This is a genomic window from Bacillus sp. CBEL-1 (assembly GCF_004348885.1).
In the GTDB taxonomy this organism is placed as follows: Bacteria; Bacillota; Bacilli; order Bacillales; family Bacillaceae_H; genus Priestia; species Priestia aryabhattai_A.
In genome coordinates this window covers 23,644-41,840 of the sequence record NZ_SBIM01000014.1, presented here as the reverse complement: position 1 = coordinate 41,840, position 18,197 = coordinate 23,644, and the positions used below count along the sequence as shown (strand labels likewise).

Below are 18,197 nucleotides of genomic sequence, written 5' to 3'. Positions count from 1 at the left end.
ACGAAGTGATGGTGTTAAAATAAATGTAAAGGAATGACAGGTTACAGCGAGAACAGACGCGTAACGTAAGGAGGAACTGATATGGCAAAAGGAATCGGCCAGCATGAAGTAGGCGAACAAGTGGATTTATACTTTTTAATAAAATCGTCAACAAGAGGAATCGCAAGTAACGGAAAGCCGTTTTTGACAGTGATCTTACAAGATAAAACAGGCGATATTGAAGCGAAGTTATGGGATGTATCTCCTGAAGACGAAGAAACGTATGCTGCAGAAAAAATCGTAAAGGTTGCAGGGGAAGTAATGAACTATCGCGGTAGAAACCAGTTGAAGGTGCGTAATATTCGCCCCGCACAGCCGCAAGATGGAGTTCGAGTTTCTGACTTTCTAGAAGTAGCACCGTTATCTCGTGAAGAGATGGTTGAATATATTACGCAAAGCATCTTTGAAATGAAAAATTCTAATATTCAACGCATGACTCGTCATTTATTAAATAAGTATCAGTCGGAGTTCTTAGAATATCCAGCGGCAACGAAAAATCATCATGAGTTTGTTTCAGGTTTAGCTTATCACGTTGTCTCGATGCTTAAGCTTGCTAAAGCGTTTGCTGACTTATATCCATCGTTAAATCGAGATTTATTATACTCTGGCGTTATTTTACATGATCTAGGGAAAGTATTTGAGCTTTCTGGACCTGTTTCAACAACATATACAGTTCAAGGAAACTTATTGGGGCATATATCAATTATGGTGAATGAAATTGGGAAAACTGCTGAAGAATTAGGCATTGAGGGCGAAGAAGTTATGCTTCTTCAGCATATGGTTTTATCTCATCACGGGAAAGAAGAGTGGGGGAGCCCTAAAAAGCCCCTTATTAAAGAAGCAGAAATGTTACATTTAATTGATAACGTTGATGCTAAAATGAATATGTTAGATCGAGCTTTAGACAAAACAAAGCCAGGTGAGTATACAGAGCGTATCTTTGCATTAGATAATCGATCTTTTTATAAACCAACAGCCGAATAAATTTATCAGTCATATCCGAGACAACTTGTACATATAGTGGTTGTAAATAACGGATGTGGAGGATGAAGAGATGGTAACATTACCGATTTGGATTTATTTAGTTGTAGCAGGTATCTTTTTTAGTGGATTTATGGCCATTCGCTCTGCACAGCAAGAAAAGCAAATTGATGAGTCATTTATTGAAAAGGAAGGTCAGATTTTTATTGACCGGATGAATGTAGAAAAAGAGCGCCGTGAAGGAAATTCAATCTAAGCGCATAAATAAAAAAAGGGCCGTTCCTTCGAACGGTCCTTTTTTTTGAATTAATTTATTAACCCTGAGAATTTGCGTTATCTGCTTTTTCAAACGCAGGCTCAACTTTTTTATCTTTTACATTCACATTTGCATCTTCAAGCTCTTTTAAAAGCTTTTCTTCAAGCTTAGCTTGGTCAACTTTTGAACGTTTGATTTCTTGTTCTAAGTCAGCTTTCATGTCCTCAAAAGAAGCCAATTTCTTTTTATCTTCCAATTTAATAATGTGGTAGCCGTAATCTGATTTAACTGGTTCACTAATTTCGCCTTTTTTAAGCTTATAAGCAGCAGTTTCAAACGCTTCTACCATTTCCCCAGCACCAAAATATCCAAGGTCTCCACCTTTTTCAGCAGAACCTGTATCAGTTGAATATTCCTTCGCTAATTTCGCAAAATCTTCGCCTTTATCAAGCTTGGCTTTTACTTCTTTTGCTGTTTTTTCATCTTCAACTAGAATGTGACTAGCTTTAATTTCAGGTTTTTTTGCTTCATATGCTTCCTTTAATTCCTTTTCTGATACTTTAATATCAGCTGTTGCTACTTTGTCACGTAAAAGATCAACTTTAAGCATGTCCTTTACGGAATCTTCACCGTTTTGCTCAATAGCTTGGTCAATTTGATCTCCGTATTGTTCACGAAGGTTGTCTAACTCTTGATCAAGTTCTTTATCAGTAATTTTATATTTTTCGCTAAGTACTTTTTCATCTACTACATTGCGCACTAAAGTATTGAATTGGTCTTGACCAATTAAATTCTTCATTTCCTCATATAGTTCACCTTGAGTAACGTTTCCTGCATCAGTTTCAACAATTACTTTTGCTGAGTCACCTTTTGATTCTGAAGCATCGCTACTACAAGCTGATAATGCCACGATGCTTGCAGCAGTTGATAGCGCAATTAAGCTTTTTTTCATATGTACACACTCCTACTCTTTGTTTTCACATAAAGTGTAATGATAGTTCACTCATACGTTTTACTATACCATATTTCTCAAATTTAACGAAATGAATATGGAAATAAAGTGAAAACAAGAATAAAAAGTAATTATTTCCCATCATAAAACTCGTTTTGCAAGTAACAAATACAGAAATAATTAACAAAATCGTGATAAACGCCTAGACGCTTTGGAGTGTTCATGCATAACATGCAGTATTAGTAAACGAAGGAGGTGCTCATATTATGAGTAATGGATATGGATATGGAAACGGTTTTGCGTTATTAGTTGTGTTATTTATTTTATTAGTAATTATCGGATGTGCTTGTTACTACTAATAACACCAGAGACTATAGGAGATGAAGGAGGAAGAAACAAATGGGTAAACATGGATATGGAAACGGCTTTGCTTTAATTGTAGTCCTGTTTATTTTACTAGTAATCATCGGCTATGGCTTAGCATACTAAAGAGTAAAGTAAAACGCGGTGACTGAGTTCACCGCGTTTTATGTGAATAATACCTCAACATAGGAGGAGATCAATAAAATTGTAATCAAAATATTAATTGTACGAAATACCTTCGGCTGTCTCTCTTCCGGAATTTCTTTTTGTAGACATAATGTATTTGTTAGTGTATTAATGTAAAATAAAATGAATAAAGCAAACGGTATAAAGAATATGTACATAAAGTAGAACCCCCCTAAAATCGACGTCAATTATTTGGACTATACGTAGTTTATCTAATGATAAAAATAATATCTAGCGAGTAATGTCAATATTAACATTACCAAAAAATAAGGAAAATAGATAGAGATTCGCTAAAACTTCCTTTAAATTGCAGAAGAACTGTCGAAAATAAGGGAGTATCGAAATGTCCTTGCGAAATAAAGAAAAGGGCGTTAAATGCGTTTTGACATAAAGAATTATTTGGAAGAAAGTGTACGAATCATGTACAATATGAAGTAGGGACATGAACGGTGAAGGAGTAGAGTAAAGGATGGAAACTTTAGAATCTAAAGTGTCACGTTTAGAATATTACATAAAACTGCTAGCTGGAACGCCTGAACAAGAAGCAAAGCCATTTATTGAGCTCGTTGTTAAAGAAGAGCTGACGAGAAGAGAAGTAGAAGATGTTTTACTTCTATGCGAAGAAATTAAAGAGGTGTACATTGAGCAAAAAGCGGAAGGCTTAACTGACTTCGTTCCGCTTCTTACACAATTTGTTGGAATGCTTAATTATAAGCTGGACCCGCAAGAAACAATCGAGTCTTTGGTGAATCAAAGCTCGTATCAAGACGTAATGACAGAGCTTTTTAATATCGTGCAATGGATTCGTGACTAGTTCTTAATTAGAAATGCTTTCTTTTTGATCAGTCACGATTTTTTCTTTTTTTTCTAATTTGCCATCGTTATCAACGAACTCTTCTTCAATGTGATGAAATGAGCGTTCGAAAATATCCATGAAGTCTTCTCCGTAAATTTTACGAATTACGGTCATTAGTTCCATAAACTCTGGAAATTTGCCATACAAGTTTCGAAGAGGAAGAGCACCATTAAATACAGAGTTTTCGGATGGCTTGTAGCTTTCCATTAAAGCTAGTAAAATATCTTCGCCTTTTTGCGTTAATTGAATGTAAGTGTTGCGTTTATCGGTTTCTTTTTTTGAAAATTCCAACAATCCTCTTTCTTCTAACTTTTTAGAAAAATTAAACGCTGTTGAAACATGCATTACGCCAAACTTTGCAATCTCTGAAATTGATGCCCCGTTTAAATGATACGAAATCCATAGAATATGATGCTCGTTAATATTTAAGTCATAGGGCTTAATCCACTGCTGCCAATCTTTTTCTACGGTCTTCCACAGTGCTTTGCTTAATTGGGCAATACGTTGGCTAAATAAGAGTGCTTCTTTTAAATCGTATACTTGATCACTTGTCTTTTTCATTTTCTCCCCACCTACTTTAGCGCAATTGCTTTTTTTTATTTATCTTCTATTATGCCAATAAAATAAAAAATTATAAAGATGTAAATTTACGAAATTTTAAAAAATTAAATAAAGGAGGTGAAAAACCTCCTTTATTTTGCTTCAGATTTAGCTGTTTGTATGTGCTTTTCTAGGTGTGAAAGTGAGTCTTCAATTTCGTTTAAGTGTGATTGGATGGACTGCTGGTGTGGACGAATGTCTTTTTGAAATTCGTTAAGCGTTTTTGAAAGGTCTTTTGCGATATTTTTCACTATAGTATTTCCATCTTGAGCAGTCGTTTGAATCTGCGCTTTAAGGTGCTTAATCTTTCCAGAGATGTCTTCTGTTGTTTCTTTTACTTGATGACTTTCTTCTGCAATACGTTGGCGTAATATTTTACCTGAGGTTGGGGCTAATAAAAGTGTTGCAGCGGCTGCGGCAATGCTCCCAGCCGCGATGCCTGTAACAAGTGAAGTAGTACGTTTCATAAAATCACTCCTATATATTATTTCTGTTAATAAACAAGGTGGTTCAATGGCATAGTCTTTGTATAAGTGAAAGAGTTTATATTGTATTATGTTTCCTAACCGTTAAGAAATAAACCTGCTAAATACAAAAAGGGCCTGCATGATACAGGCCCTTTCAAATCATGATACTTTTGCTGAAATACTTGTGCGCTTTAGTACAGAGTTTACGATTGGATACACCACAACCATAACAATGGTATTTACAACCGTTGCAGGTAACACAACGCCTGCAATCAGAGCCATTAAACCACCTGGTAAACCAACAATAAGTGCTGCTGATGTCAAGAAAATAATGCCTGATACAAGTGTGCCAACCGCTGTTAGAACGGCAGCTACAGGTGTCTTCACTGTTGTAATGTTACGAACAAGAAGTAATAAACCAAAAATGATAAAAGCAGTGATTGGTTTATCAATGATATTTGGCACTTGTCCACCAGGAAATCCTGTTGTTAAGGCAGAAATAGCACCCGTTGTTAATCCGAGTAATAAAACGTTTTTGACCCCAGGAAATAGTAAAATACCTAAGAACATCATGGTTAACATCATGTCTGGTTTCATACCAAACAAGACAGGTGGCATAATCGCATGCAGTACGGCACCAATTCCAACTAATAAAGATAGTGATACTAATGTTTTTGTGTTCATTTCTCATCTCTCCTCTTCTAAGCTAAGCTCTAAATATACCAATAATGCGCTTGTGCCTATTGCATATATTTATAGACTAATTATAACATAAATCTGTGAAAATAGAATCAATCAGTTTACGCGTGAACGGATGCAAATTCATCCATAAATGCCGCTAATGCTTGACATGCTTCTAGTGGAACAGCGTTATAAATAGAAGCACGGCAGCCTCCTACAGAACGGTGTCCCGCTAAGCCAACAAAGCCTTTTTCCTTTGACTGTGCTAAGAAAGCAGCTGTTAATTCTTCATTTGGTAAAGTAAACGTCACGTTCATTAGGGAACGGCTATCATTTGTTGCATGCGGTGTGTAAAAGCCATTTGAGTTGTCGATGCTAGAGTAGATTAACTCTGCTTTTTTCTTATTGTTTTCTGCAACTGCTGTGACGCCACCTTGTTCTTTGATCCAGTCTAAAACAAGAGATAGCATGTAAATACCAAACGTCGGAGGCGTGTTATATAATGAGTTGCTTTTAATATGTGTATTATAATCGAGCATAGTTGGTAAGTTTGCTGGGATGCGCTTTAACAAGTCTTTTTTTATAATAACAACGGTTACGCCAGACGGACCTAGATTTTTTTGAGCACCAGCATAGATTAAGGAGAACTTTGATACATCAATTGGACGACATAAAATATCACTGGACATATCCGCAATTAAATCGACATTTTCAAACTCAGGATATTCAGTCCACTGTGTGCCAAAGATTGTATTATTAGATGTGATATGTAGATACGCCGTGTTTGAAGGCAATTCACTGCGATCTAGCACTGGGATTGAACGGTAATTTTCTTCTTTTGTAGACGCGATAACCGTTGTTTCACCCACTTTTTTAGCTTCCTTTAATGCTTTTTCTGACCAAGCACCAGTCAGTACAAATGCTCCTACTTGATCTTTTCCTAAAAAGTTCATTGGAATCATTGAAAACTGCAGGCTAGCTCCGCCTTGTAAAAATAAAATTTCGTGTGTGTCTGGAATTGAAAGCAGTTCTGTTAATGTTTCTTTTGCATGGTTCAAAACATCTTCAAATTCTTTACTACGATGCGATAGCTCCATCACGGACATGCCTGTTCCTTTAAAATCCGTTAGCTCTTGTTGTGCGAGTTGTAAGACAGGTAGGGGAAGTGCAGATGGTCCTGCGTTAAAATTGTAAGCTCGTTTTACTGAAATCACGTTAATTCCTCCTCAATTTTTCACATTCATCACAGACTGTATCTTGCTTCTTTGTCAGAAAGAATATCATTATACTATCATGAAAATAATTTAATGTGTGAAAACTTTTGAAAAATTTTAAGTAATCAGTATAGAAAATTAAAAACGTAGGAATGAGTGACAAAAGGTGGTAAAATCCACAAATACAAAACTATTTAAAGAGAAAGAAGGTTATCATCTTGACGTGGCATATTAAGACATTTGATCAACTATCAGCGCATGAACTATACGACATTTTGCAGGAGCGTACCAGAGTATTTGTTGTTGAACAAGAGTGTGCATATTTAGAGGTGGATGGGAAGGATCAGGCTTCGTATCATTTATTTAAAGTCGAAAATGAACAGATTATTGCATATATTCGTTTAATACCTAAAGGAGTGAGCTATAAAGAAGCATCCTTTGGTCGTGTACTTGTTCATGAAGATTATCGCAAGACGGGGTTAGGCAGGGAGTTAGTTCAAAAAGGGTTAGCGTTCTTAGGAGATGCGATGGGGGAAAACGTAGTAAGGATTCAAGCCCAAAGCCATCTCCAGCGCTTTTACGCATCATTTGGATTTCAAGCAATATCAGATGTGTATGATGACGATGGAATTCCGCATGTGGATATGATTAAAGAAGAGGTTGAGGCATAAGTGTTTCAGTTAATCATCTATCCGAATTATTGAGCATTAGCGACTCTTTTAATAGTTCGGATTTTTTATTAATTGTGAAACAGGACGTAAGACACGTGACTCCTGGAGGAGATAGAGGAAAGGCTGAGACCCCGCAGCATAGCGAGGAGGCTCAGATTTCTTTCCGCAAAAAGCGAGTGTCTGTAGCGCAATGGAACGAACTCGTTATTAACCTCACTACTTTACAAAAGGCATCATTATTTCTGTAGAAAGGCACAGTTTGTTTTGTCCGAGAATCGTTTATCTTATAAACGCTCCGAAATTTCAGCTGCGATGCTCTGTAGCTTTTCAGGCGTGTAGTCGCTTGTATGCTCTTTCCATACTGCACCAAATCCGTCACCTTCACCATAGCGAGGAATGATGTGCATATGATAATGAAACACGGATTGACCGGCTTTTTCACCGTTGTTGTTTAAAATGTTGATTCCAACTGGCTCATATGTTTCTTTGATTGCTGTTGCAATTTGAGGTACAACTTCAAATAAATGACGAGCAATTTCAGGTGTAAGCTCATGAACGTCTTTTTTATGTACTTTAGGAATAACAAGCGTATGGCCTTTTGTGACTTGGCTAATATCTAGAAATGCTAGTACATGTTCATTTTCAAACACTTTGGCACATGGAATTTCTCCGCGAATAATTTTACAGAAGATGCAATTTTCATCAAGATTACTCATATTGTTCACCTTTCCTTCATAAAAATAAAATAGCTTGTACGACTTAATTTTAGCATAAATAGAAGAGGGAAAAGAAGAGAACAGTAAAAAGCGAGATGCAATCGAATGATGCACCTCGCTATGAAGAAGGAAACAAAGCTTCTATTTCACTATATTGCGTTTAAGGAACACCTCATTTACGTAATAATGTGCCTAATTCATGTAAATTGTCTTCGACAAACACCTCATTCGACATTTTAATGACAAGCATTAACGTAGAATAAAACGTTTCTTCTCTTTGACAAACACCTCATTTAAGCAATTTATAGAATGGATAAATAAATTGAACGAAATCGTTCGTGGTCTTTGACAAACACCTCATTTACACAGTGATAAATGAACAATATTGTCTACCTTTTATAAATCAATTCTAACTACGTTCATGACTAACATCCCCTTATCATAACGCTTAACATAGGGCTTCATGATTAATGTCTGGTGTAGACACCTCATTTCAGATATAGAAAGCTAATTGTTGAACATCAACTGCTTTCCTTCTTCCCTAATTAGAATGTCCACGTATTTAAAAACTTACACTGGAAATATAATCCTTATTTTAATGGTTAAAAAAATGTATCCTTGAAGAAGATTTGGTACAATAGATAAAAATGAACGGTTTCCATAATCACTATGCTGTATGGAACGCTTTCATTTAGCACATATGTAACTTAATTTTGTTTACTAATACACGTATTTAAAGGAGAATCCAATGAGTTTATTACAAATTCAACACTTAACTGGAGGATATACAAAAACGCCTGTATTAAAGGACGTATCTTTTGAAGTTAATGCAGGAGAACTAGTTGGGCTTATTGGCCTTAACGGAGCAGGTAAAAGTACAACCATTAAACATATTATTGGGTTGATGGAGCCTAAGAAGGGGTCTATTGCTATTCATAATAAAACGTTTCAACAAGATTCAACTGGTTACCGTACGCAATTTACATTTATTCCTGAAACGCCAATTTTGTATGATGAGCTAACGTTAAAAGAACATTTAGATATGACGGCGATGGCCTATGGGTTGGATTCCAAAACATATGAAGCTCGTTTGCAGCCATTGTTAAAAGAATTTCGTATGGATAAGAAATTAAAGTGGTTTCCAGCACATTTCTCAAAAGGGATGAAGCAAAAAGTAATGATTATGTGTGCCTTTTTAGTTCAGCCTTCACTTTATATTATCGATGAACCATTTCTAGGGCTAGATCCACTTGGTATTCAGTCATTATTAGACTTAATGACAGATATGAAAAAGCAGGGAGCAGGCATTTTAATGTCTACCCATATTTTAGCCACGGCAGAGCGATATTGCGATAAATTTGTTATTTTACATAACGGTCAAGTAAGAGCACAAGGAACGCTAGCGGATTTACGAACTCAGTTTAATAAGCCAAACGCAACGCTAGATGAAATTTACATTGAATTGACGAAGGAAGAGGACTATGAGTAGTATTGAAGCGCTGTGGCAACAGCGATTTCAGCAGCATCTAAAAGATACGCGTCGCTATATGAAGTATATTTTTAACGATCATCTAAAGCTTGTGCTAGTATTTGCCATTGGAGCAGCTGCTTATTATTATCAGCAGTGGTTAGAGACGTTAACACCAGCTTTTCCATCAGCATTTTTAATCGCAATAATTATGAGTGTTGTGTTGACGAGCGGTTCAATTCGGACGTTTTTAAAGAGGCCTGACCTAGTCTTTATGCTTGCATTGGAATCAAAGCTGCAGCCGTATTTTAAAAAGTCATTTTTCTATACGTTTTCTACATATATCTATACGCTGCTTTTACTAACTGCTGCTGTTGCTCCTATGCATGTAAAAGTTACTGATCAGACGTATTCTACAATTTTTATGAACTTGATTCTGCTTCTTATTTTAAAAGGAGTAAACTTAAAAATGGCGTGGTGGAGCGTTTACTTTGAAGAGAAGTACGCTAGGTGGATTGACTATCTCGTGCGCTTTTTCTTAAACGGGGCATTTGTTTATTTTCTATTTGTAGGCTCTTACTTGTTTTTCCCTGCTGTTACAGGAGCCATCATTATCTGTTTAGCATTATATTATCGTTCGCTTGTAAAAGCCAAGCCGTTAAAATGGGAAACATTAATTGAACTTGAAGAGCGGAGAGTAGCGATGTTCTACCGCTTAGCTAACTTATTTACCGATGTTCCTCAGCTAAAAGAACAAGTGAAGCGCCGAGCTTATTTAGATGTCATTTTAAAAGGCATTCCGTTTCAACAACAAGCAACTCATCGCTACTTATATACGCGTACATTTTTACGCGCAGGTGATTATCTAGGGCTATTAGTGCGCTTGACGGTCATTAGTGGACTGATTTTACTCGCTGCTCCTTTTACCTACGGCAACATTGTGATTGTGCTGTTAACGCTTTATGTAACAGGTTTTCAAATGATGCCTCTTTGGAAGCATCATAAACAGGTTTTATGGCTATCATTGTATCCGCTACAAGAGCAGACGCGTCGATCAGCATTTTTAAGCTTGATTCGAAACGCCTTATTTTTACAAGCTGCCGTCTTAAGTATTGTCGCAGCTACTGCTAACTTGTTTGTTGGTTTACTTACTTTTGTGGCTGGTGTGTTATTTGTTCAGTTTTTTGTGACAACTTATATTAAGAGAAAAGCAACCGTATAAAAGAAATCTGCCTTTTAAGGCAGATTTTTTTCGTTTGAGGATAATAAACGCAGTCGATAAACATTCATCGCAACGTGCGTCACATGATCAAGCAGATGATAATTCGCAAAAGCACCTACAACAGCCCCAAATCCAGGCATGAGCTGAAGCATTTTAATCACATCAATATAGTCGCGATACTCTTGCTGGAAGCTCTTCCAATCGAGCTCATGTTGAGCTTCTTTATTCCATTTCTGTAAAAGATCGAAGACTTCTGTTCGCTTTTCTTCGCTACAAAACGCGAGGTGAAAAATATACAAAATAAATAGTCGTTCGTCTTGCTTGCGGACGTCAAAACCGTAAATAGTGGCAATGTCAAATAAACACTTCATCTTAATAGACAAAAAGAGAGGAAAGTCCGCCGCGCCTAACAACAGTCCACCAGCGCCTGTTCCCGCTCCCTCGACGGCAGCTGTTTTACGATATTTAGAAATCGTTGCTTTAACTTCAGCTTCACGCTCTTCAAAGCTTAAATGGGGATTATAGTCCTTCTTGGTAGTAATGGTAGAACCAAAAATGGTGGTTTCCACCATTTTTTTTATGCTTTCCGTAATCATTTTATGAATGCGTTCTGGTACTTTTTTATTCAGTTTGTTTTGTAGCTGCTTCGCATTTCGCTGAAAGGCAGATGGACGTTTTAACAGCGTAATCTCCCAGTGTTCGGCATCAGCCAGCGCTTTTTGTTCATAATCAGTCATTCAGACACCCCTTTTAAAAACCACTTTTCTTATATACGAAGTAAGAGGTAAAAAGTTTCTATCTATGCAAAGAAGCCCCCATATCCAACATATGGGGGGGCAACCTGATTAAGATGTGACAGATGTAGCTTTTTGTTCTTTGGCTAGGTATTCAATTGCAGCTGTGCCCAGTGTTTTTGAAGCAATTAACATTGCTTTTTCATTAAAATCAAATTTGGGATGGTGGTGTGGGTAAGGAGTATCGACGCCGTCAGGCTGCGCTCCTGTAAAAAAGAATGTTCCTTTTACATGTTGAAGGTAATAGGCAAAGTCTTCTCCCCCCATTTGCGGTTCGGTTTCTTCCACTTTTTCCACCTCTGGGATTGTTTCTGCTACTTTTGCTAAGAACGCATTTTCTTCGCTATGATTGACAACAGCGGGGTAGCCACGCTTAAACGAATAATCATAGGAAGCATCAGCAGCTAAGCAAGTTCCCTGAATAACACGCTCAATCTCTCTTTCCATATCATTGCGTACGTCTTCGCTAAACGTGCGAACTGTACCAATAAGTTTTGCGGAGTCAGCAATTACGTTAAAAGCATTTTCCGCTACGAAAGAACCAACAGTAATGACGGCTGATTCTACTGGGTTGACGCGTCTGCTGACGATTTGCTGCAAGTTAACAACAAGTTGAGAAGCGATGACAATTGCATCTTTTGTTTTATGAGGCTGTGCCCCGTGGCCGCCAGCACCTTTAACCGTAATTTCAAATCGGTCAGCTGCTGCCATAAACGGACCGTTTCTGTGCTGAATGACACCGGTAGGAGTAACCGCCCATAAATGTGTGCCGAAGATAGCATCTACCCCATCTAAGCATCCATCTTCAATCATTGGTTTCGCTCCACCAGGCGCATACTCTTCAGCATGCTGATGAATGAATACAATCGCTCCTTCTAACTGGTTTCTTAGCTGTTGAATGGATTTAGCCAGAACTAAAAGGGTAGCCGTGTGTCCATCGTGTCCACAAGCGTGCATTACACCAGGAACAGTTGATTTATAAGGGACGTCTTTTTCATCTTGGATGGCTAAAGCATCAAAGTCGGCACGTAAAGCAACCGTTGGTCCAGGTTTCTCTCCTTTAATCGTTGCAACAATACCATTCCCGCCAACGTTTGCCCGATAAGGAACGCCAATTTTGTCATAAAAAGCACGAATATAAGTAGCTGTTTGGAATTCTTTAAAGGAAGGTTCAGGGTATTGGTGAAGATGGCGTCTAATTTGGATCATTTCGTCATAGCTTTTTTCTAATAAAGAGTGTAGTTCTGAAATCATTAAGTCAGATCCTTTCGTTGATAATAGCTATTTGTAGAGTTTTCTTTAAATAAATAAATAGTTTAGAATTATTTGACATTTTATATTATATCAATAATTGTTGAAAATGAAAACAAATGAAGCGTTCCCAATAAAAAATTGATTGCACATTTGCTTTTGTTCGATGAATAATAGAAGGAGATGAATTTATACATGAGGAAGTGGCGTATGAAATATCGATTTATTCTTTTATTATTACTTGCACTGATGGGAATGTTTATAGGCGTCGTTATAACAATCGATGGTCCGGTGCATGGAATAGATGCATTCTTTCTAACAATTGCTACAGACATACATAATCATCAGTTAGTAATTCAAATTTTAGAAGGTACCTCATTTTTTGCTTCAAAGCCGATGATTATTGTTCTATCCCTTTTACTTGTTGGAATATTAGGCTTCAACAAACGTGATGCTGTAGGGGCTGTGACTGTATTGGCTTTTGTTTTAAGCGGTTATTTACTGAACAATGCTGTCAAAGTATGGATTGAACGCCTCCGTCCGACGGTAGGAGTAGAAGGGTACAGCTTTCCAAGTGGTCATGCGATGCTGGGATTGATGCTGTATGGGTTTTTGTTGTTTTTTATTATTCTTTATGTGAAAAACGAAGCATTGAAAAAGGCTTCAATTGTTGTTTTTAGTTTACTAATTTTATTCATTGGTATTAGTCGTTTCCTATTAGCTGAGCACTATATGACAGATGTTTTGGGTGGCTACTTGTTAGGTGGTTTTTGGTTGACGGTAGGATTGCTATTTTATACGTTGGTAAAGGCGTATTTAGCACCAACTACTCCAATGAGTTCAAAGCAATACATGGGATGAAAAAAACCTGGTCTAGATTACTAGACCAGGTTTTTTTCGTATTCGAAGTTAACTATACTTATCATGCTTGTTCCTTCTTTAACGGTATGGTTATAGATATGGTTTAAACGCTATATTTTATAAAAAAATAAAGTTTAAATAATGAACATCGCTACAATAGTCGTGACAACTAAGCCGATTGCCACTGGCTTTAAGTTTCTGCGAGCTAGCTCAAACGGACTCACACCACAAATAGCTGCAGCCGGAATTAATGCCCAAGGAATGAGCGTACCGCCACCAACCCAAATGCCTGCGATTTGGCCTAAAGCAGTAAGCGTAGCAGCACCGCTGCCAATTGCAGTAGCAAACAGTTGAGAAATTGATCCTACAAGTGAAATGCCTGAGAAGCCAGAGCCATCTAAGCCTGTAATCGCACCGATTGTCATAACGGTAACGGCAGCAATCTGTTCGTTTAATGGAACAACCGAAGAAATGGCTACGCCTAAATCATTTACAATTCCGTGAGAACCCTTTGGTAAAAAGTCTCCCATAATACTCGTAAACCCAGCATCTCCTAAATAGAAGAAAGCAGCAATAGGTATCACCGGACCAAACACTTTAAATCCAAACTGAAATCCTTCAATTAGATAAGACGTTGTTTTTTCTAGTCCTTTGTTTTGATGTCCGATAATGGAGATAACCATTAAAATGAAAAGTGAAGTGCCCCCAATTAACGCCGTTGCATCTCCACCTTGTAAATCAAATGCAAACATTGCCCAGACGTTTAAAGCAAATAATAATGGAATGAAAAGTGCTAGAATTTTTCTCATGTAAAGAGGAATGCGAACCCTTTCGTTGTTTTCAGCTGCTGCAATAAGAGGAGAACCTTGAACTGGTAGTGTACCGTTCTTTAAATCTCTTTTTAAAAAGATAAAAGCCGTAACGGTGGTGACAACGCCCATTGTAATAACTAATGGGATGCTCGCTTGAATAACATCTGAAACGGGTAATCCAGCTGCATCGGCTGTTAGCTTCGGTGCTGCTTGGATGACAAAGTCCCCTGAAAGAGCAATGCCGTGCCCGAATAGATTCATAGCCATTGCAACACCAAGTGCTGGTAATCCAGCTCTTAATGCCACAGGTAATAAGACGGCCCCTAATAGTGCAATGGCTGGAGAAGGCCAGAAAAAGAAGGAAATGACCATCATGACAAGTCCAATAACCCAATAAGCAAGACTAGGTGTCTTAATGAAGCGAGCAAAAGGAGAAATCATCATGTCGTTGACGCCCGTTGTAATAAGTGCTTTACTCATGGAAACGATAATTGAAATGATTAAAATAGTAGGTAGCAGCTCTGTAATAGCATAGATAAAACTTGAAAAGACGCTGCTAATTGAACCTGTTAGAGAAGAAGTAGCAGTGAATGACAGAAGAAAAATACCGATAATACAAATGATTGTAGTATCTCGTCTCATAATCATAAACCCTAAGATAAGTAAAATAAAACAAACGTATATCCAATGAAGAGAAACGAGGTCGATTCCCATAAAAAATCCCCCTATAGTTCAGTGTATAGTATCATATGAATGGGTGTTTTCATATGACACTGACCTAGTAGGGAGAGTAGCTGTCTTTAGTGCATAATATGATAGCTCGTGACGTAGGAAGGTCTCAGAAAAATAGCTGGCTGTTTATCTACTCCTTCTGATGTTCCGCGCTTTTTGTGAGCTTGGTTATATGCTTGAGACGCTTGCCAATCAGTAAAGGATTTTTCTTCTTCCCAAGCAGTTAAAATAATATAGGTATCGTTGCTTAGTGGACGCAAAACGCGAATTGCAGCAAAGCCAGGTTCTTTTTCAATTAAGCGAGCTCGTTGGTTAAATCTACTTTCAAATGAAGGACGTCCTTCATCTGTAACCGCAATGTTGTTCATTACCACATATTTTCCATCTGCAATCGAGCCTACGTGATCTAGCGCTTCATAATTATGTCCTTCTTTAAATATCGTTTCACCAGTTGTTTCATGTAAAAGGCAGCCTTGGTCGCCTTCTTTATGAAGTAAATACAACTTTTCTTCAGGATGTTGCTCTTTTAAGCGTTGTAAAAATTCAATGGTTCCATATGTAATAAAGAAATTCATTTTTGAACACTCCTTCTCAATTGGAAAATGCATACATTTTAAAGAGGTTAATCATACTAAAATTATAAAATGTTAAACAAAAAAATACAAAAATAGATGCTCGTCCTTTAAGATGATAGTGACAGGCTCATGCTTTCTTCATATGACCGCCGTACTACATACGCTATTATGCAATGAAAAGAAGAGAGGTGGTAGCATGTACAAACGAGCACTTTATCTATTCTCTGCCGTAGCGGGCATTTTATTATTTGCTCTGATTGGCTATATTATGATTTTGTTTTTTGGGAGTTATGTAATTGACGAGAAAAAATTTGTCATGAATTCTGCTACAAAGTTGGTTAACGAAAACGGTGATGAGATTACTAAGCTGTATGTGGAAAACCGAGATCCAATTTCAATAGAAGAGGTGCCAAAACATGTGCAAAACGCATTTATTGCAGTTGAAGATGTCCGTTTCTACGAGCATCACGGCATCGATGTAAAAGCAATTGGACGTGCTCTATATAAAGATATTTTAGCAGGTAGTAAAGTGGAAGGTGGAAGCACGCTGACACAACAACTAGCTAAAAATATCTTTTTGACAAATGATAAGTCATGGCTTCGTAAAACAAAAGAAGTAATGGTAGCTATTAACTTAGAGCAGCGCTATAGTAAACAAAAAATCCTAGAAATGTATTTAAATCAAATTTATTTTGGACACGGTGCTTACGGTATTCAAGCTGCAGCTCAGCTGTACTTTAACAAAGATGTAGCAGAGCTTACCGTAGAAGAAGGAGCTCTGCTAGCTGCTCTTCCAAAAGGTCCAAATTCATATTCTCCTATCCTTCATCCAGAGAAGAGTATTGAACGGCGAAACGTGGTATTAAATTCGATGCAAAAAGCTGATTTTTTAAGTGCAGAAGAGGTGGTGCGACTGCAAGGACGCACGCTTAGTTTAGATGTACAGCAAAAAACGAAAAATCCTGCTTATTTAACCTATATTGATATGGTAATTGAAGAAGCAGCGGAAAAGCATCACATTTCAAGCAATGATCTATTGAGAGGTGGATATACGGTAACCGTTCCTATGAACAAAAGTTATCAGGAAACGGCTTATGAATTATTTCAGCAAGCTGCTTATTTTCCGGGAGTGGATGAACAAGCCCAAGGAGCTTTTATATTGATGGACCATCATACGGGGGGCGTTTTATCGGTAATAGGTGGACGAGACTATGTGCAAAAAGGATTAAATCGTGTAAATGTAAAGCGTCAGCCTGGTTCAACGATGAAGCCTTTGGCAGTTTATGGGCCGGCTTTGCAGGAAGCTCTGTATAAGCCATACTCACTTTTAAGTGATGAGAAGCAAAACTTTGGACAATATAAGCCCCAAAATATTAACGGGCAGTATGCAGGAAAAGTCACAATGTACGACGCAATTAAAGACTCTAAGAACATTCCAGCAGTTTGGACCTTGAATAAGCTAGGAATTTCGAGTGCAAAAGACTATTTAACAAAGCTGGACATAGAAACAGAAGACAAGGGTCTATCCATTGCATTAGGAGGACTAACAGAAGGAGTTACGCCTCTTCAACTAGCATCTGCCTATAGTACGTTTGCACAGAATGGTGAAAAAAAAGAACCTTACTTTATTTCAGAGATTCAAGATCATAACGGTGATGTAATTGCTAAGGCAGAGCAGAGTGATAAAAAGGTATTTTCAAAGCAAAACGCATGGTATATGACAAAAATGCTAGAGGCTGTTGTCAAAGACGGAACAGCATCCGTAGGCAAATATGAAGGAGCTCTTGCTGGAAAAACAGGATCCACTTCCTATGCAGGCGTGAAAGGAGCAACACGTGATGCTTGGTTTGTTGGCTATACCCCAAATGTAGTTGGAGCGGTTTGGATGGGGTATGATCGTACGGATAGCCAGCATTATCTTACAAAGGGAAGCTCCTATCCAAGTCAATTGTTCAAAGATATTTTGACAGAGGCAGAGCAAGAAACAGATAAAGCATTCAAAAAACCAAAAGGCATCAACGATTTACCTGAACCAATTAGGCTGCCAATTATTAACTCACTCAAACAAGAACTAACATTTCAACCGTTTGGACTATTAACGGTTAGCTTAACATGGGAAGCTTCCGAAGATAAACGCGTTGTCTACTATGTTTATGAAAAGCGAGGCAGGGAACAAAATGTAATTGGAAAAGTGAAAGGCAAAGGGGCATACGAAGTAGACCGCGTAAACCTATTTAAATCACCAACATACTACATCGTTCCCTATAACTCCCAAACAAAAGAAGAAGGAATGCCTTCTAATGAGGTAACACCAACATTGTTTAGCGATTAAATTGTTATAGTTAGTCGATTTTTTGACATTTTGAGCAGGTGTCTATACAACGGATACAGAAATGAGTATAGTGACAAGTAGAGAAAAGAGATAAACCGCAGTTTTTATCAGGCTGCGGTTAGTATTGAGGACAAGTTTGGTTAGGAAAAACAAATAGTACTTGAGATG

General features: G+C 37.6%; 21 protein-coding genes. 10 read left to right on the top strand and 11 right to left on the bottom strand.

The features are described 5' to 3' along the window. Positions 1-81: 81 nt before the first annotated feature. Both yhaM and EPL02_RS19460 read left to right on the top strand, forming a co-directional pair. On the top strand, positions 82-1,023 hold the full coding sequence (gene yhaM / locus EPL02_RS19465) for a 3'-5' exoribonuclease YhaM (RefSeq protein ID WP_094912696.1): 942 nt from the start codon (positions 82-84) through the stop codon (positions 1,021-1,023). Between the two features lie 70 nt (positions 1,024-1,093). Beyond that, entirely contained in the window at positions 1,094-1,276 is a 183-nt protein-coding gene (locus EPL02_RS19460; RefSeq protein WP_094912697.1) for a sporulation YhaL family protein, read from the top strand. A 58-nt stretch (positions 1,277-1,334) separates the two neighbouring features. Here the strand turns inward: EPL02_RS19460 and EPL02_RS19455 are convergent, their stop codons facing one another. Beyond that, the gene (locus EPL02_RS19455) at positions 1,335-2,228 is read right to left on the bottom strand and encodes a peptidylprolyl isomerase (RefSeq protein WP_094912698.1); all 894 of its coding nucleotides are present in this window, start codon (positions 2,226-2,228) and stop codon (positions 1,335-1,337) included. Between the two features lie 266 nt (positions 2,229-2,494). Between EPL02_RS19455 and EPL02_RS19450 the strand changes: the two genes are divergently transcribed. Beyond that, complete coding sequence (locus EPL02_RS19450; RefSeq protein WP_094912699.1) at positions 2,495-2,587, top strand: YjcZ family sporulation protein; 93 nt, start codon at positions 2,495-2,497, stop codon at positions 2,585-2,587. A gap of 40 nt (positions 2,588-2,627) precedes the next feature. Beyond that, a complete protein-coding gene (locus EPL02_RS19445; protein ID WP_094912700.1) occupies positions 2,628-2,717 on the top strand; it encodes a YjcZ family sporulation protein in 90 nt (29 codons plus the stop codon). Positions 2,718-2,755: 38 nt separating this feature from the next. On the opposite strand, the gene EPL02_RS21245 is transcribed toward EPL02_RS19445, so the two are convergent. Then, on the bottom strand, positions 2,756-2,935 hold the full coding sequence (locus EPL02_RS21245; protein WP_094912701.1) for a hypothetical protein: 180 nt from the start codon (positions 2,933-2,935) through the stop codon (positions 2,756-2,758). A 311-nt stretch (positions 2,936-3,246) separates the two neighbouring features. Here EPL02_RS21245 and EPL02_RS19435 point away from each other — a divergent pair, with 311 nt between their 5' ends. Beyond that, positions 3,247-3,591, top strand: a complete 345-nt coding sequence (locus EPL02_RS19435; protein ID WP_094912702.1) for a DUF1878 family protein — start codon at positions 3,247-3,249, stop codon at positions 3,589-3,591. Positions 3,592-3,594: 3 nt separating this feature from the next. On the opposite strand, the gene EPL02_RS19430 is transcribed toward EPL02_RS19435, so the two are convergent. The 4 genes from EPL02_RS19430 to serC all read right to left on the bottom strand — a co-directional run bounded on the left by EPL02_RS19430 (position 3,595) and on the right by serC (position 6,592). Beyond that, the gene (locus EPL02_RS19430; RefSeq protein ID WP_131888520.1) at positions 3,595-4,194 is read right to left on the bottom strand and encodes an HTH-type transcriptional regulator Hpr; all 600 of its coding nucleotides are present in this window, start codon (positions 4,192-4,194) and stop codon (positions 3,595-3,597) included. Between the two features lie 131 nt (positions 4,195-4,325). Next, on the bottom strand, positions 4,326-4,700 hold the full coding sequence (locus tag EPL02_RS19425) for a YtxH domain-containing protein (RefSeq protein WP_131888519.1): 375 nt from the start codon (positions 4,698-4,700) through the stop codon (positions 4,326-4,328). 159 nt (positions 4,701-4,859) lie between these two features. After that, a complete protein-coding gene (locus EPL02_RS19420) occupies positions 4,860-5,384 on the bottom strand; it encodes a tryptophan transporter (RefSeq protein ID WP_094912705.1) in 525 nt (174 codons plus the stop codon). A gap of 116 nt (positions 5,385-5,500) precedes the next feature. Beyond that, positions 5,501-6,592 carry a 3-phosphoserine/phosphohydroxythreonine transaminase gene (serC, locus tag EPL02_RS19415; RefSeq protein ID WP_179289282.1) on the bottom strand — a complete coding sequence of 364 codons (1,092 nt, stop codon included), beginning with the start codon at positions 6,590-6,592 and terminating at the stop codon, positions 5,501-5,503. A 221-nt stretch (positions 6,593-6,813) separates the two neighbouring features. Between serC and EPL02_RS19410 the strand changes: the two genes are divergently transcribed. Next, on the top strand, positions 6,814-7,266 hold the full coding sequence (locus tag EPL02_RS19410; protein ID WP_094912707.1) for a GNAT family N-acetyltransferase: 453 nt from the start codon (positions 6,814-6,816) through the stop codon (positions 7,264-7,266). A 284-nt stretch (positions 7,267-7,550) separates the two neighbouring features. On the opposite strand, the gene EPL02_RS19405 is transcribed toward EPL02_RS19410, so the two are convergent. Next, positions 7,551-7,982 (bottom strand): HIT family protein, encoded by a 432-nt coding sequence (locus EPL02_RS19405; RefSeq protein ID WP_094912708.1) that lies wholly within the window; start codon positions 7,980-7,982, stop codon positions 7,551-7,553. Positions 7,983-8,730: 748 nt separating this feature from the next. Here EPL02_RS19405 and EPL02_RS19400 point away from each other — a divergent pair. Together EPL02_RS19400 and EPL02_RS19395 are read left to right on the top strand one after the other, a co-directional pair. Continuing rightward, the gene (locus EPL02_RS19400) at positions 8,731-9,471 is read left to right on the top strand and encodes an ABC transporter ATP-binding protein (protein WP_094912709.1); all 741 of its coding nucleotides are present in this window, start codon (positions 8,731-8,733) and stop codon (positions 9,469-9,471) included. Further along, entirely contained in the window at positions 9,464-10,672 is a 1,209-nt protein-coding gene (locus EPL02_RS19395) for an ABC transporter permease (RefSeq protein WP_131888518.1), read from the top strand. The genes EPL02_RS19400 and EPL02_RS19395 overlap by 8 nt, the downstream gene beginning before the upstream one ends. A 14-nt stretch (positions 10,673-10,686) precedes the next feature. Here the strand turns inward: EPL02_RS19395 and EPL02_RS19390 are convergent, their stop codons facing one another. Then, a complete protein-coding gene (locus tag EPL02_RS19390) occupies positions 10,687-11,409 on the bottom strand; it encodes an EcsC family protein (RefSeq protein ID WP_131888517.1) in 723 nt (240 codons plus the stop codon). A gap of 108 nt (positions 11,410-11,517) precedes the next feature. Beyond that, positions 11,518-12,720: a M20 family metallopeptidase gene (locus EPL02_RS19385; protein WP_131888516.1), complete on the bottom strand. Its 1,203-nt coding sequence runs from the start codon at positions 12,718-12,720 to the stop codon at positions 11,518-11,520. Positions 12,721-12,912: 192 nt separating this feature from the next. Between EPL02_RS19385 and EPL02_RS19380 the strand changes: the two genes are divergently transcribed. Continuing rightward, positions 12,913-13,578, top strand: a complete 666-nt coding sequence (locus EPL02_RS19380) for a phosphatase PAP2 family protein (RefSeq protein ID WP_165932604.1) — start codon at positions 12,913-12,915, stop codon at positions 13,576-13,578. 134 nt (positions 13,579-13,712) lie between these two features. Here EPL02_RS19380 and EPL02_RS19375 read toward each other — a convergent pair whose 3' ends face one another. Both EPL02_RS19375 and EPL02_RS19370 read right to left on the bottom strand, forming a co-directional pair. Continuing rightward, complete coding sequence (locus EPL02_RS19375; RefSeq protein ID WP_131888514.1) at positions 13,713-15,104, bottom strand: hypothetical protein; 1,392 nt, start codon at positions 15,102-15,104, stop codon at positions 13,713-13,715. Positions 15,105-15,190: 86 nt separating this feature from the next. Continuing rightward, positions 15,191-15,697 carry an antibiotic biosynthesis monooxygenase family protein gene (locus tag EPL02_RS19370; protein ID WP_131888513.1) on the bottom strand — a complete coding sequence of 169 codons (507 nt, stop codon included), beginning with the start codon at positions 15,695-15,697 and terminating at the stop codon, positions 15,191-15,193. A 196-nt stretch (positions 15,698-15,893) separates the two neighbouring features. On the opposite strand from EPL02_RS19370, the gene EPL02_RS19365 reads away from it, so the two are divergent. After that, entirely contained in the window at positions 15,894-18,029 is a 2,136-nt protein-coding gene (locus EPL02_RS19365) for a transglycosylase domain-containing protein (protein ID WP_094912715.1), read from the top strand. Positions 18,030-18,197 lie beyond the last annotated feature (168 nt).

What these genes read in the sequence shown, in the direction of transcription:
- EPL02_RS19445 (WP_094912700.1), top strand. Translation starts at nt 2,628, where the DNA reads ATGGGTAAACATGGATATGGAAACGGCTTTGCTTTAATTGTAGTCCTG.
- EPL02_RS19395 (WP_131888518.1), top strand. Translation starts at nt 9,464, where the DNA reads ATGAGTAGTATTGAAGCGCTGTGGCAACAGCGATTTCAGCAGCATCTA.
- EPL02_RS19455 (WP_094912698.1), bottom strand. Translation starts at nt 2,228, where the DNA reads ATGAAAAAAAGCTTAATTGCGCTATCAACTGCTGCAAGCATCGTGGCA.
- EPL02_RS19420 (WP_094912705.1), bottom strand. Translation starts at nt 5,384, where the DNA reads ATGAACACAAAAACATTAGTATCACTATCTTTATTAGTTGGAATTGGT.
- yhaM (WP_094912696.1), top strand. Translation starts at nt 82, where the DNA reads ATGGCAAAAGGAATCGGCCAGCATGAAGTAGGCGAACAAGTGGATTTA.
- EPL02_RS19380 (WP_165932604.1), top strand. Translation starts at nt 12,913, where the DNA reads ATGAGGAAGTGGCGTATGAAATATCGATTTATTCTTTTATTATTACTT.
- EPL02_RS19370 (WP_131888513.1), bottom strand. Translation starts at nt 15,697, where the DNA reads ATGAATTTCTTTATTACATATGGAACCATTGAATTTTTACAACGCTTA.
- EPL02_RS19460 (WP_094912697.1), top strand. Translation starts at nt 1,094, where the DNA reads ATGGTAACATTACCGATTTGGATTTATTTAGTTGTAGCAGGTATCTTT.
- EPL02_RS19450 (WP_094912699.1), top strand. Translation starts at nt 2,495, where the DNA reads ATGAGTAATGGATATGGATATGGAAACGGTTTTGCGTTATTAGTTGTG.
- EPL02_RS19385 (WP_131888516.1), bottom strand. Translation starts at nt 12,720, where the DNA reads ATGATTTCAGAACTACACTCTTTATTAGAAAAAAGCTATGACGAAATG.
- EPL02_RS21245 (WP_094912701.1), bottom strand. Translation starts at nt 2,935, where the DNA reads ATGTACATATTCTTTATACCGTTTGCTTTATTCATTTTATTTTACATT.
- EPL02_RS19375 (WP_131888514.1), bottom strand. Translation starts at nt 15,104, where the DNA reads ATGGGAATCGACCTCGTTTCTCTTCATTGGATATACGTTTGTTTTATT.
- EPL02_RS19365 (WP_094912715.1), top strand. Translation starts at nt 15,894, where the DNA reads ATGTACAAACGAGCACTTTATCTATTCTCTGCCGTAGCGGGCATTTTA.
- EPL02_RS19425 (WP_131888519.1), bottom strand. Translation starts at nt 4,700, where the DNA reads ATGAAACGTACTACTTCACTTGTTACAGGCATCGCGGCTGGGAGCATT.
- EPL02_RS19405 (WP_094912708.1), bottom strand. Translation starts at nt 7,982, where the DNA reads ATGAGTAATCTTGATGAAAATTGCATCTTCTGTAAAATTATTCGCGGA.
- EPL02_RS19400 (WP_094912709.1), top strand. Translation starts at nt 8,731, where the DNA reads ATGAGTTTATTACAAATTCAACACTTAACTGGAGGATATACAAAAACG.
- EPL02_RS19435 (WP_094912702.1), top strand. Translation starts at nt 3,247, where the DNA reads ATGGAAACTTTAGAATCTAAAGTGTCACGTTTAGAATATTACATAAAA.
- EPL02_RS19390 (WP_131888517.1), bottom strand. Translation starts at nt 11,409, where the DNA reads ATGACTGATTATGAACAAAAAGCGCTGGCTGATGCCGAACACTGGGAG.
- EPL02_RS19430 (WP_131888520.1), bottom strand. Translation starts at nt 4,194, where the DNA reads ATGAAAAAGACAAGTGATCAAGTATACGATTTAAAAGAAGCACTCTTA.